The 11,568-nt window shown below is 71.4% G+C and carries 10 protein-coding genes; 2 read left to right on the top strand and 8 right to left on the bottom strand.

Annotation, left to right across the window (positions count from 1 at the left end; genetic code table 11):
- Window positions 1-21 precede the first annotated feature (21 nt).
- From H9652_RS15705 to H9652_RS15695, 3 genes are all read right to left on the bottom strand, one after another.
- Complete coding sequence (locus H9652_RS15705; RefSeq protein WP_318244205.1) at window positions 22-3,438, bottom strand: PQQ-dependent sugar dehydrogenase; 3,417 nt, start codon at window positions 3,436-3,438, stop codon at window positions 22-24.
- A gap of 565 nt (window positions 3,439-4,003) precedes the next feature.
- Complete coding sequence (locus H9652_RS15700) at window positions 4,004-4,669, bottom strand: response regulator transcription factor (protein ID WP_191797138.1); 666 nt, start codon at window positions 4,667-4,669, stop codon at window positions 4,004-4,006.
- Window positions 4,666-5,988 (bottom strand): sensor histidine kinase, encoded by a 1,323-nt coding sequence (locus H9652_RS15695; protein ID WP_191797136.1) that lies wholly within the window; start codon window positions 5,986-5,988, stop codon window positions 4,666-4,668. The genes H9652_RS15700 and H9652_RS15695 overlap by 4 nt, the downstream gene beginning before the upstream one ends.
- Window positions 5,989-6,284: 296 nt before the next feature.
- On the opposite strand from H9652_RS15695, the gene H9652_RS15690 reads away from it, so the two are divergent.
- Window positions 6,285-7,424, top strand: a complete 1,140-nt coding sequence (locus H9652_RS15690; protein WP_191797134.1) for a PrsW family glutamic-type intramembrane protease — start codon at window positions 6,285-6,287, stop codon at window positions 7,422-7,424.
- A gap of 93 nt (window positions 7,425-7,517) precedes the next feature.
- On the opposite strand, the gene H9652_RS15685 is transcribed toward H9652_RS15690, so the two are convergent.
- Complete coding sequence (locus tag H9652_RS15685) at window positions 7,518-7,940, bottom strand: hypothetical protein (protein WP_191797132.1); 423 nt, start codon at window positions 7,938-7,940, stop codon at window positions 7,518-7,520.
- Between the two features lie 200 nt (window positions 7,941-8,140).
- Between H9652_RS15685 and H9652_RS15680 the strand changes: the two genes are divergently transcribed.
- Complete coding sequence (locus H9652_RS15680; protein WP_318244204.1) at window positions 8,141-8,725, top strand: P-loop NTPase family protein; 585 nt, start codon at window positions 8,141-8,143, stop codon at window positions 8,723-8,725.
- Here H9652_RS15680 and H9652_RS15675 read toward each other — a convergent pair.
- The 4 genes from H9652_RS15675 to gcvT all read right to left on the bottom strand — a co-directional run bounded on the left by H9652_RS15675 (window position 8,694) and on the right by gcvT (window position 11,445).
- Window positions 8,694-9,122 carry a (deoxy)nucleoside triphosphate pyrophosphohydrolase gene (locus H9652_RS15675; protein WP_191797130.1) on the bottom strand — a complete coding sequence of 143 codons (429 nt, stop codon included), beginning with the start codon at window positions 9,120-9,122 and terminating at the stop codon, window positions 8,694-8,696. The genes H9652_RS15680 and H9652_RS15675 overlap by 32 nt on opposite strands.
- A 91-nt stretch (window positions 9,123-9,213) precedes the next feature.
- Window positions 9,214-9,456, bottom strand: a complete 243-nt coding sequence (locus H9652_RS15670) for a LuxR C-terminal-related transcriptional regulator (RefSeq protein ID WP_138826958.1) — start codon at window positions 9,454-9,456, stop codon at window positions 9,214-9,216.
- 380 nt (window positions 9,457-9,836) lie between these two features.
- Window positions 9,837-10,208, bottom strand: coding sequence for a glycine cleavage system protein GcvH (gene gcvH, locus H9652_RS15665; protein ID WP_138826959.1), 372 nt, complete (start codon window positions 10,206-10,208; stop codon window positions 9,837-9,839).
- Window positions 10,209-10,269: 61 nt separating this feature from the next.
- Complete coding sequence (gene gcvT / locus H9652_RS15660; protein WP_191797128.1) at window positions 10,270-11,445, bottom strand: glycine cleavage system aminomethyltransferase GcvT; 1,176 nt, start codon at window positions 11,443-11,445, stop codon at window positions 10,270-10,272.
- Window positions 11,446-11,568: the final 123 nt, after the last annotated feature.

Raw genomic sequence — 11,568 nt, 5'->3', positions numbered from 1 at the left:
CCCCGGCGCCCAACCACGTGCCTAGTTGCGGACGGTGAGGTTGAGCGACGTCGCGCTCTTGGTGACGCCGGTCGAGCCCTGGTAGGCGATCTCGACCTTGTAGGTGCCGACCTCGGGGAGCTTCGGGAGCGTCACGACGACGTGGCCCTCGGCGTCGAGCGTCCCGGTGCGGGTCGCGACCGTGGCGTTGTTGCGCTTGACCGTCACCGTGACGTCGCCCGTGGCGACGACACCCGTCGAGCTCTCGACCGAGATGTTCGCCTTGGCGGCGATCGAGGGCTTGACCGGGTTGGGCGAGACCGAGCCCGTGACGGTCGAGGAGGCCGCGGCCACCGTGAGGCGCACGGTCGACGAGGACTTCTTGAAGACCTGGTCGGCCTGGTAGCTCGCCTTGAGGGTGTGCGTCCCGACGGCGAGCGACGGGTCGAGCGCGATCGTCGCGACGCCCTCGACGAGGGTCCCGCGACCGACCTCGGTGTCGCCCGAGGTGAGGACGACGTCGCCCGTGGGCGTACCGCCCTCGCCCGTGACGGTGACCGTGGCCTCGCCCGGAGCCCCGTACGAGACGCGGGCCGAGGACACGGCGACCTTGGTGACCGACGAGACCGTGGGCTCGTTCGGTGCCGCGAGGTCGATCGTGAAGGAGACCGACCCGACCGTCGAGACGTTGCCGCCCGTGTCGGTCGCACGGTACTGGAGGGTGCGCGCACCGTTGGTCGTGAAGTTCACGCTGTACGCACCACCGGCCGCGGCCACGTTCGTCCAGGTCTGACCGTTGTTGGTCGAGTACTGCACGCTCGCGAGCGCACCGTCGTCCTTGACGTCGAGGTTCATGCGCACGGCCTTGTTGTAGACGCCGCCCACGCCCGTGGGCGCCGCCGGGTCGAGCGAGTGCGTGATGGTCGGCGCCTTGACGTCGCCGACACCCACGCCCTGGAAGTCGAACGAGTCGACGGCCAGCTCGTTGGCCGAGGTCACGAAGAGCGTGCCCGAACCCTGCGGGGCGTTCGTGAACGGCACCGTGACCTCCTTCCAGCCTGCGCCGGAGGGGATCTGCGCGGTCGCGAACGGTGCCGCGTCGGCCGCACCCCAGCGGAGCTGGAGCTGACCGCCGCCGTTGGCGACGACCTTGACGCCCGTGATCCCGGCGAAGTTCACCGGGCTGTAGGACAGGTGGTCACCGTTGCCGAGGCCGCGGATCGCCTGACCGGCACCCGCCGTCTCGTCCTCGTAGGCCACGACGCCCTTGCTCTTGGCGTGCTCGGCCTGCTGGACGAACGGGTTGAGCTGGACGGTCGCCTCGCCGGGAGCGGCAGGCAGGCCGTTGTGCCCGTGGTCGGTGTAGGACACGACGACGGCGCCGTAGATGTGCGCGCCCTCACCGTGCTGCGGCGAGTCCGGAGACGTCTTCCACGCCCCCGTGCAGCCCGTGCCCGAGACCTCGGGGTGGGCGTGCTCGTCGTGGCCCAGGCCGTAGGTCCACGCCACGCGGTTGCACGCGGTCGCGGTCCCGTCCTCGGCGTCCTGCGTCGAGACCTTGAACGGCACGGCCTGGCCCCAGCTGAAGAACGAGCCGTCGCCGGGGTAGTCGACCGTGACCGTCGGCGCCTGGTTGCCCACCGAGATGACCTTCGACGTCAGCGTGAACTTGCCCTTGGCGTCGGTCACGCGCAGCCGGGCGTTGTACTGGCCGAGGGTCGTGTAGGTGTGGTTCGCCGTGACGCCCGTGGCGTCGAACGAGCCGTTGCCGTCGAAGTCCCACTGATAGGTGAGTGCGTCGCCGTCGGGGTCGCTCGAGGTGCCCGCGTCGAAGGCCACCGCGAGCGGAGCCTCGGAGGACGAGGTCGGGTTCGCGGTGAACCGGGCCTGCGGGGCCTTGTTCCCCTCGGCGTAGGACACCTTGTAGAGGCCGGCGTCCGGGTTGGCGCGGAAGAACCCGTCGCCGTAGTCGAGCACGTAGAGCGAGCCGTCGGGCCCGAACTCCATGTCGATCATGTTGTCGTTGAGCGGCTGCGCGTTCTTTGCGAGCTCCGCGTTGGGCGTGAAGTCCTCGATGTGCGTGACCTCGTAGGAGTCCCAGTCGACCGTGAAGGCCGCGAGGTAGTCCTGCGAGAACTCGCCGAAGAACGCCTTGTTGTCCCAGTACTCGGGGAGCTTGGACGTCGAGGGGTTCTCGGCGTCGTAGTGGTAGACGGGGGCGCCCATGGGCGCCTGGCCGCTGCCGGCCCCGAAGTTCACGAGCTCGTCCCACGGCTGGTCGCCGGGGCGGTCGCCGTAGTAGAGCGTCGCCGCACGGGCCGGCGGCAGGTCGACGAGACCCGTGTTCCACCGCGAGTTGTTCTTGAGCGCGGCCGGGTCGAAGAACGCCCCGGGCGTGCTCGTCGCGAAGTTCCACTCGTTGTAGGCCGCGTTGGGCCCGTGCACGTAGGGCCAGCCCGCGTTGTGCGGGTCGTCGAGGCTCACGGTGTTCCACTCGACGTAGCCCATGGGACCGCGGTTCGGGTCGGCGTTGGCCGCGTCCGGTCCGTAGTCGCCCCACGAGAGGCTGTTCGTCTCGGGGTCGACGTCGATGCGGAACGGGTTGCGGACGCCCATCACGAAGATCTCGGGCCGGGTCTTCTCGGTACCGACCGGGAAGAGGTTGCCCTCGGGGATCGTGTAGGAGCCGTCCTCCTGGACCGTGATGCGCAGGATCTTGCCGCGCAGGTCGTTGGTGTTGCCGGCGCCGCGACGCGAGTCCAGACCGGGGTTCATCCCGGGAGCGTCGTTGTTGGGAGCGAAGCCGTTGGCTCCGGGCGCGCTGGCGGGGGTGTTGTCACCGGTCGACAGGTAGAGGTTGCCGTCGCCGTCCCAGTCGATGTCGGCGCCGACGTGGCAGCACTGGCCGCGCTGGACCTCGACGTCGAGGATCTTCTGCTCGGAGGCCATGTCGAGCCCGCTGCCGGTCCACTGGAAGCGGGAGAGGCGGTTGACGCCCTTCCACTGGTCCCAGTAGCTCGCGTCGGCGCCGGCGGGCAGTGTGTTGGGTGCCGAGCCCGCGGGGGTGCCGCTGAGCGGGGCGTAGACGAGGTAGACCCAGTTGTTCTCGGCGAAGTTCGGGTCGACGGCGATGCCCTGCAGGCCGTCCTCGGAGTTCGCGTAGACGGGGACCTTGTTGGTGACCGCCGTGACGCCGGTCTGGGGGTCCGTGAGCCGGACGTCCCCGTTGCGTGCGGTGTGCAGGATCTTGCCGTCGGGCAGGATCGCGAGGTCGATCGGCTCGCCGACGTCCTTGGTCAGCAGGATCTTCTCGTAGTTGGACCAGTCGAGCGCGGCCTCTGCGCCTGGCTCGCTGCCGTGGTCGACGCCGTCGTGCGCGGTCGCCGGGGCCGTCGCGGCCGCGAGGCCGGTCAGGGCCAGGACGCCGGCGAGGGAGGCGGCGACCACCCTTGATCTCACGGTCCTTCGTTCAGGAATAGACTTCACAGTGATGCAGCTCCTCATCGGGGTTCATCGCCGGGCCGAGCCACCGCTCGCTGCTGGAACAGCGGGAACACGGGTGGCTCGGTCTTTTGTCTGTACGGGGGCGGCGTCCGGGTCTTCGTGCCCGCGCCGCTGCTGCTGCTGTCCTCCCCTCGCCGTCGAGTGGTGGTGGGACCCGGAGGTCGCACCGGCCGAGCACACCGGGGTCTCCCCCGTCGGGACGAGCGATCTCCCGCGAAGGCGAGATGCTCGGTATGTCATGGATCAGGGTGGATCCACCTGCGAGAACGATGGTCTTCCTCGACCATCTGGTAGGAATCTAGGGCGACTTTTATCGCCTGTCAATCAAAAGTCGAAACCTGCCGCTCACTAGTAGGGCACAGATGCCGAACACGCGCGCGCGGGAGGGACGGCCTCGTTCGTCCCCCCCGACCGGGGCACGTGGTGGTCCGGCGGACGCCCACGCCGAGTGTGCAGTTCGGGTCGTCCGTGGCGGCCGGGGACGACCCAAACTGCACGTTCGACGCCGCCCCGACGCTCCTCAGCCCTCGCTCGTGGCCAGCCCCGACCGGTAGGCGAGGACCACGAGCTGCGCCCGGTCCCGCGCCCCGAGCTTGGCCATGGCCCGGTTCACGTGTGTCTTGGCCGTGAGCGACGTGACGTGCAGACGCGCGGAGATGTCGTCGTTGCTCAGCCCCTGGGCCACCAGCAGGACCACCTCGCGCTCACGGTCGGTCAGGGAGCGGAACGCGTCGCCGTCGACGTTCGGCCGCGGCTCGGTCGACACCGCCCGGGCGACCAGGCTCCGCATCGCGCTCGGCGAGAGCAGCGACTCCCCCGCCGCGACGGTCCGCACCGCGTCGACGAGCACCTGGGGCCGGACCCCTTTGCCGAGGAAGCCGGCAGCACCGGCACGCAAGGCGCCCATCACGTGCTCGTCGTCCTCGAACGTCGTCAGCACGAGCACGTGCACGTCTGCGAGCGCCGGGTCGTCCACGATCTGCGCGGTCGCGGAGATCCCGTCGGTGCCGGGCATCCGGAGGTCCATGACGACGACGTCGGGCCGCAGCTCGCTGGCGAGGGCGACGGCCTGCGCACCGTCGGCCGCCTCGCCGACGACCTCGATCCCGTCGCTCACGTCGAGCAGCGCGGCGAAGCCCGCGCGGATCAGCTCCTGGTCGTCGACGACGAGGACGCGGACGGTCACGGTGCCTCCTGGGCGGCGGGGTCGACGGGGCCAGTCCTGGGGTCGACGCCTCGGGGGCGGACGGCCCGTGTCGAGCCGGCGCAAGGCACCCCGTCGTCGGGCACGGGGAGGGAGACCCGGACGAACCAGGTGCGGTCGCGCGAGCCGACCTCGGCCGTGCCGCCCGCCGCCGCCACGCGCTCGCGGAGACCGACCAGCCCCAGCCCGCTGCCGCGGGTGCCGGGCCCGTCCTGCGCGTCGCGGGCCGGGAGCGGGTTGACCACCTCGACCTCGATCGCCATCGGGCCGTGGACCACGCGCAGGTCCGCCTGGCCGCTCCCGTACCGGTGCGCGTTGGTCAGCGCCTCCTGGACGACGCGGTACACCGTGAGGTCGACGACCGGGGGCAGACGACGCGGGGTGCCGGAGGTGCGCTCGACGACCTCGAGCCCCGTCGCCCGCACCTCCTCGAGCAGCGCGGGGAGCCGCCCGATCCCGGGCGCGGGGGTCGCGTCTCCCGGCGCGTCGGCCCCATCGGGCTCGCGCAGGAGGTGCAGCAGCGTCGACATCTCGGCCAGGACCCGCTCCCCCGCGTCGCGCACGTGCCCGATCGCCTCCCGCGCGGCGTCCGGACGCTTGTCGAACAGGGCCTCGGCGGCCCCCGCCTGCACGCTGATGACGGCGACGTGGTGCGCGACGACGTCGTGCAGCTCGCGAGCGATCCGCAGCCGCTCCTGCGTGACCCGCCGGGCAGCCTCGGCCTCGCGCGACTCCTCGGCACGGGCAGCGCGGTCCCGCGCCGCAGCCACGACCGCGCGCTGGGAACCGATCGCCAGGCCGAGCGTCGCGGCCAGGAGGAGCAGGGCGACGACGAGCACGACGTACGTGCTCGTCAGGTCCATGCCGTCGACGAGGACGAGCACCGCCGGGTACGCGACGACCGTGACCGCCGTCGCCACCGCGGACTCGGCGTGCCGGGAGTAGGCCGCGACCGAGTACATCGCGACGAGGCCGGGACCGAGCGCGAGCGCGGACTCGGCGTCGAACGCCGCGGAGACGACCGTCGCCGCCAGCACGACACCGGCGGAGAGCAGGGGCCTCGTCCGACGCCACACGAGCCCCGCGCACGCGACGACGAGCGCGACGACCGACGCGACCGTGCTCGGGTTCGTCTCGGGTGCGACGACCAGGGGCGTCGCGAAGGCAAGGAGGACGACGACGGCCCCGACGGCGTCGCGCACCAGGACCGGACGGTCGCGCCACCGCTCCCACGCACCTGCCCACCGACCGGCCCGGACGGACGAGCCGGAGGGCTCGGTGTCGGGGCGGGTGGGCGTCACTCCTCGACGATACCGGCGGGCGGACGCCGGGGAGCCGCGACCTCCGTCGGCGCCCGGTAGCCGGTCCGGATCCCTGGTCCGTGTACCGCGCCTGCGGTACACGGACCCCGAGAGATCGGCAGCGGGACGGACGCGGCAGCGGCCTCGCCGCGAGAAGGTCGAGTCATGAGCTCGCGAGCACCCGCCCCCGGCGGCAACCGTCCACGACCCGGCTCCTCCCCGGGGGCCGACGACGAGTGTCGGCGTGTCGTGCCGCTCGAAGGCTCGACGACGGAACCTAGTGATTGGCTGAAGTCATGATGCTCAACATCCTCGGCGCGGTCCTGCTGATCGTCGGCTTCTACGCCGCGTGGCGACTTGCACCGAAGCGCCCCGACGCCCCTGCCGCAGGCTGGTTCCCCGACCCCGCCTCGAAGTCCACCCGCAGCCGCCTCTGGGACGGCCAGGCCTGGACGGCACGCGTCACGGACGGTGCCGCGCGGGCGAACCTCGGCCACCACTTCCGAGGCCGGTTCTGGGGCCGGTGGGTCTGGATCCTCGCCGCCGCGCTGGTCGTCCTCGGGATCGGGATCGCCGCCTACCAGGCGACCGAGAACGTGCACGTCATGGCCGTCACGAGCTTCCTGGCCATGGCCCTCGTGTGCTGGGCGTTCTACGGCTTCGTCGACCGCCAGCTCTCGCTGCGCGACGTGATCGGCCTCCGCCAGGTCGCGGCCGTCGCGGTCGCCTCGGCCGGCGCCACGTTCCTCGTCGCCCTGAACCTCAACGACCTCACCGGTTCGATCGGCGGGATCTCGCTCGCGACGGCACTCGTCGGGTTCACCGAGGAGACCGCCAAGCTCCTCGTCCCGATCGCGTTGTTCCTGCTCGGTACCTACCGCAACCCGCGCGCGGGTGTCGCGATCGGGCTCGCGTCCGGGTTCGGCTTCGCGATCGCCGAGACCACGCTGTACGCCTACCAGATGGCCGCGGCCTCAGGTCCCGCCTTCTGCGGTGGCGAGGCCCCAGCCGTGACCACCGGATCGGTGATCGCCGCCCAGGTCGCCCGCATCTTCGGCGTCTCGCCGTTCCACTGGCTCTTCACGGGCATCGCGGTCGCGATCGCGTGGCGCGCCTGGCACCTCTACGGCCGCAAGGGGATGCCTGCCGCGATCGGCGGCATCGTGCTCGTCATGGTCGTCCACTCGCTCAACGACACCAGCGCGACGCTGGGGTGCGGCGAGCCCACGGTCCAGTCGCTCCTGGCCTTGGTCCGGTACGTCCTGGTGATCGTCATGTACCTGGTCTTCAAGGCCTGGACCCGCAAGCACACGCCGCCGCAGATGATCGGCGCGGTCAGCAAGGGCTGGGCCCCCAAGCACCTCGGGGAGCAGCAGGTCTCGGCCGACGAGACCGCGGCGCAGGGCGCCCCCACCCGCGAGCCCGCCGACGGCTGACCCGCACACGAACAAGCCCGACCGCGGTCTCGACGACGCCCCCGCTCCCCTCGACGGGGCGGGGGCGTCCGTCGTCCCGTGCGGGGGCGTCGGTCACGCCCTGAAGTACCGCCGGGACGCCCGGTTCCAGAGCAGCGCGAGCACCAGGAGCGCGACGACGATCGTCAGCACGGCCCCCGTCAGGTGGTGCGGACCGAAGCGCAGCAGCGAGTAGACGCCGACGCCGACACGGACCAGCATGACGACCGTGATCGCCATGAGCGCCCACCTCTCCCGGGTCTGGAGGCCGAGCGCGACGAGCACGACGAGGACCCCGACCACGAGGCTCAGGAGCGCGAAGAACTGGATCTCGGCGCGGGTCGCGGCGAGCGCCCCGGTCACTGCGGTGTCGCCCGCGAGCAGGAACAGCGCAACGCTGCTGACGACGTCGGTCACGGCTGCGATCCACGTCAGCACGACCGCGACGGTGACGCTCGTGGGTCGTGCCGGGGGGCCCAGTCCGGTGAGGTCGCTCATGCGGGTCACCTCTCTGCGTGAGGACGCCGTGCGTGCACGAGGCCCGGTCGGGCGGTCGGAGGTGGGTGCGGCGCCCGGTCCTGCTCCACCGCGCGCCGCGTTCTGCGTCCCTCCGTGATACCAGCGCCAGGACGTGACCGCGCGGCGAAACCTCCCCGCACGAGGCGATGGCCGTGGGGCCCGTCGGGTAGGGTCCCCGGGTGCTCACCGCTCTCGGCCCCCTGGACGACGTCGTCGCGCACCTCGGGCACAGTCCTCGCCGCGTCCTCGTGGCCGGGGTCTCGGGGTCGGGGAAGACGACCCTCGCGCGGCGGGTCGCCGCACGGCTCGGCCTGCCGCACACCGAGATCGACGCGCTCTTCCACGGCCCGGGATGGACTCCTCGGGCGACGTTCCTCGACGACGTGCGCGACGTCGTCGGGCAGGAGGGCTTCGTCGTCGAGTGGCAGTATCGCGCGGCGCGACAGCTCCTCCTGGACGAGGCCGACCTCGTCGTGTGGCTCGACCTGCCCCTGGCGACGACGATGCGTCAGGTCGTGACACGCACGGTACGGCGCGCGTGGCGGCACGAGGTGCTGTGGAACGGGAACGTCGAGCCGCCGTTGCGGACGGTCTTCTCGGACCCTGGGCACGTCGTCAGGTGGGCGTGGTCGACGAGGCACTCGTTGCGCGACCTCCCGGCCACGGTCGCACGCCAGGACGCACCGCCCACCCTCGTGCGCCTGCGCAGCAGGCGGCAGGTCGAGACCTGGGTCAGACGGCTTCCCGAGCCACCCAGTCGCTGAGCGCGTCGACGATCCGGACGTCGCCGTCCAGCCAGTCGACGCTCCCCCACTCGCCGGTCGGCAGCCAGGAGAGCGCGTCGTGCTCGACGAGCGGCTCGGGCTCCCCCGTGACGATGCGGGCGAGCCACAGCCGCATGACATGCCGGTCCGTGATGTTCCAGCCGCCTTGGTCGGGCCCCACGAGCTCGTCACCGAGCTCGACCTGCACCCCCAGCTCCTCGTGGAGCTCGCGGTGCAGCCCGTCGAGGGGCGTCTCGCCCGGATCGACCTTGCCCCCTGGGAACTCCCAGCGCCCGGCGAGCTCGACCGGCCGAGAACGGCGGGCGGCGAGCAGCAGGCGAGGGTTCGTGAGGTCGTCGACGACGGCGGCGGCCACCACGAGACGGCGGGAGATCATGTGCGCAGTGTTTCACGCCGACCACCACGAGACCTGGCCGACCCCGCACTCCCGCCCGCGGAACGGGCGGGGCCTCCCCCGAGAGCCGACGTCAGCGGATGCCCGCGTCCTTGGCCCACTGGACGGCCTCGGCGCGCGTCGAGACACCGAGCTTGCGGTAGAGGCTGCGCACCTGCGACTTCACGGTGTTGCGGGTGACGAACAGCTTGGTGGCGATCTGCTCCAAGGTGATGTCCTCGGAAAGGTTCGACAGCACGACCTGCTCACGGCGGGTGAGTGGTGCTGCGAGCTGGACGGCCGGCGACTCTGTCCGGGCCAGTTCGATGATGCTCATGCTTCCTCCATGTGCTGACCGGTCTTCCCATCGCGTCATGGGTCGATCCGGTGAGGTGCTGCTACTGGGAGAGATGGGCGAACCTGCGATTCATGACGCGGTTCTTCACCCTCAATCTCAGCGGTCTTTCACGACGGGGTCCCCCGCGGCGTGATGCACAGTATCCACGCAGGTCAGATGCCGAAAACCGCGGCTCTGGCGACAACGGACGATTTCTCCGATGTGTCACGGATCACCCGCCGTTCGTTGCGACAAGAAATGTGATCCGCCTCACAGTCTGGCGCGACAGCATGCTGAGTGACAACCGGAGACGCCCGAGGGCCGCCCTGCGACAGCGTCGCGGAGCGGCCCTCGGGGGGACCTCGGGAGGAAGCGGAGGGTCAGCCGCCCACGAGCGCGCTGTACTCGTCGGCCGTGAGCACGGGCCCCGTCTCGGTCACGTCGACCTTGATGAGCCATCCCCCGGCGAAGGGCTCGGCGTTGACGAGCGACGGGTCGTCGATCGCGGCCTGGTTGACCTCGGCCACGGTCCCGGTGACGGGCGAGTAGAGCTCGGAGACCGACTTGGTCGACTCGACCTCGCCGATCACGGCGCCCGCCGTGACGGTCGCGCCGACCTCGGGCAGCTCGAGGTAGACGATGTCACCGAGGGCCTCGGCGGCCGTGCTCGTGATGCCGACGACGGCGGGCGTCGAGGCGTCGAGCCACTCGTGCTCGGCGGTGTACTGCAGGTCGGCGGGGAAGTCTGCCATGAGGTGCTCCTGGTCTGCTGGTGGAGGATCGGGGGGTCGGGAGGTCGGGCCGGGGCCCGGGTCAGGACGTCTGAGGACGACGGTAGAACGGCATGGGCACGATCACCACCGGCTCCTCACGGCCTCGGACGTCGACCGCGAGCTCGGTGCCCTCGGCGCTGAACTCGGGCGTCACGTAGGCCATGGCGATCGGGTACCCGAGGGTCGGCGAGGGAGCCCCCGAGGTGACGAAGCCGATCTGCACGTCGGGTTCCTTGCCCGGGATCACGACGGCGTAGCCCGCGCGAGCAGGTCGCTTGCCCAGGCCACGGAGGCCGACGAGCACGCGCGCGGGCTGAGCCCCCTTGCGCGACGCGAGGGCCGATCGCCCCACGAAGTCGAGCGGTGCGCCCTCGGCGTCGACCTTGTCGAGCTTCACGACGCGACCCAGGCCCGCCTCGTAGGGCGTCGTGGTCGTGTCGAGCTCGTGGCCGTAGAGCGGCATGCCGGCCTCGAGCCGCAGCGAGTCGCGGGCCGAGAGGCCAGCAGGGACGAGGCCGATGGGCTCCCCCGCAGCCAGCACCTTCTGCCACAGCTCGCGGGCCTGCGCGGCGGGGACGAACAGCTCGAACCCGTCCTCCCCGGTGTACCCGGTGCGCGCGACCAGGGCGGCGATCCCGGCGACCCGTAGCTCGACCGATGCGTAGTACTTCAGGTCCTTGACTACTTGTACATCGTCCGGTGTGACGAGCGAGCCGACGATCTCCTCGGCGCGCGGTCCCTGGACCGCGACGAGCGCGGTGTCCACGGCCTGGTCCGTGACGGTCGCGTCGAAGCCCTCGCACCGGCGGACGAGCTCGTCGGTCACGAGCGGCGCGTTCCCGGCGTTGGCGACGACCAGGAACCGCTCCTCGCCCAGGCGGTAGACGACCAGGTCGTCGAGGACCGAGCCGTCCTCGGCGCACATCATGGTGTAGCGGGCACGTCCCACGGCCACCGCGGTGAGGTTGCCGACGAGGGCGCGGTCCAGGGCGGCGGCCGCCTGCGGCCCGCTGACCTCGATCTCGCCCATGTGGGAGAGGTCGAACAGACCCGCTGCCTCGCGCACCGCACGGTGCTCGGCCAGGTCGCTCGTGTAGCGCAGCGGCATCTGCCACCCGCCGAAGCTCGTGAGCGAGGCGCCCAGGGCGACGTGCTCGTCGTGGAGCGGGCTGAGGCGGTCAGCGGCCGGGGTGGTGTCCTGCACGGACTCCGTCATGGTGATCCTCTCTGCGGTGTCAGGACGAGGGTGACCTCTACGTCACGCACGCCCTGACAGTCCTGGGGTGGGTCGAGGTGTCGGAACCAGCGTGGCCTCGAGGTCATGCTGGTCCTGACGACC

It is taken from the genome of Oerskovia rustica, from assembly GCF_014836555.1.
In the GTDB taxonomy this organism is placed as follows: Bacteria; Actinomycetota; Actinomycetes; order Actinomycetales; family Cellulomonadaceae; genus Oerskovia; species Oerskovia rustica.
This window is presented reverse-complemented; position numbering and strand designations above follow the sequence as displayed.

What these genes read in the sequence shown, in the direction of transcription:
- H9652_RS15690 (WP_191797134.1), top strand. Translation starts at nt 6,285, where the DNA reads ATGATGCTCAACATCCTCGGCGCGGTCCTGCTGATCGTCGGCTTCTAC.
- H9652_RS15685 (WP_191797132.1), bottom strand. Translation starts at nt 7,940, where the DNA reads ATGAGCGACCTCACCGGACTGGGCCCCCCGGCACGACCCACGAGCGTC.
- H9652_RS15675 (WP_191797130.1), bottom strand. Translation starts at nt 9,122, where the DNA reads ATGATCTCCCGCCGTCTCGTGGTGGCCGCCGCCGTCGTCGACGACCTC.
- H9652_RS15670 (WP_138826958.1), bottom strand. Translation starts at nt 9,456, where the DNA reads ATGAGCATCATCGAACTGGCCCGGACAGAGTCGCCGGCCGTCCAGCTC.
- gcvH (WP_138826959.1), bottom strand. Translation starts at nt 10,208, where the DNA reads ATGGCAGACTTCCCCGCCGACCTGCAGTACACCGCCGAGCACGAGTGG.
- gcvT (WP_191797128.1), bottom strand. Translation starts at nt 11,445, where the DNA reads ATGACGGAGTCCGTGCAGGACACCACCCCGGCCGCTGACCGCCTCAGC.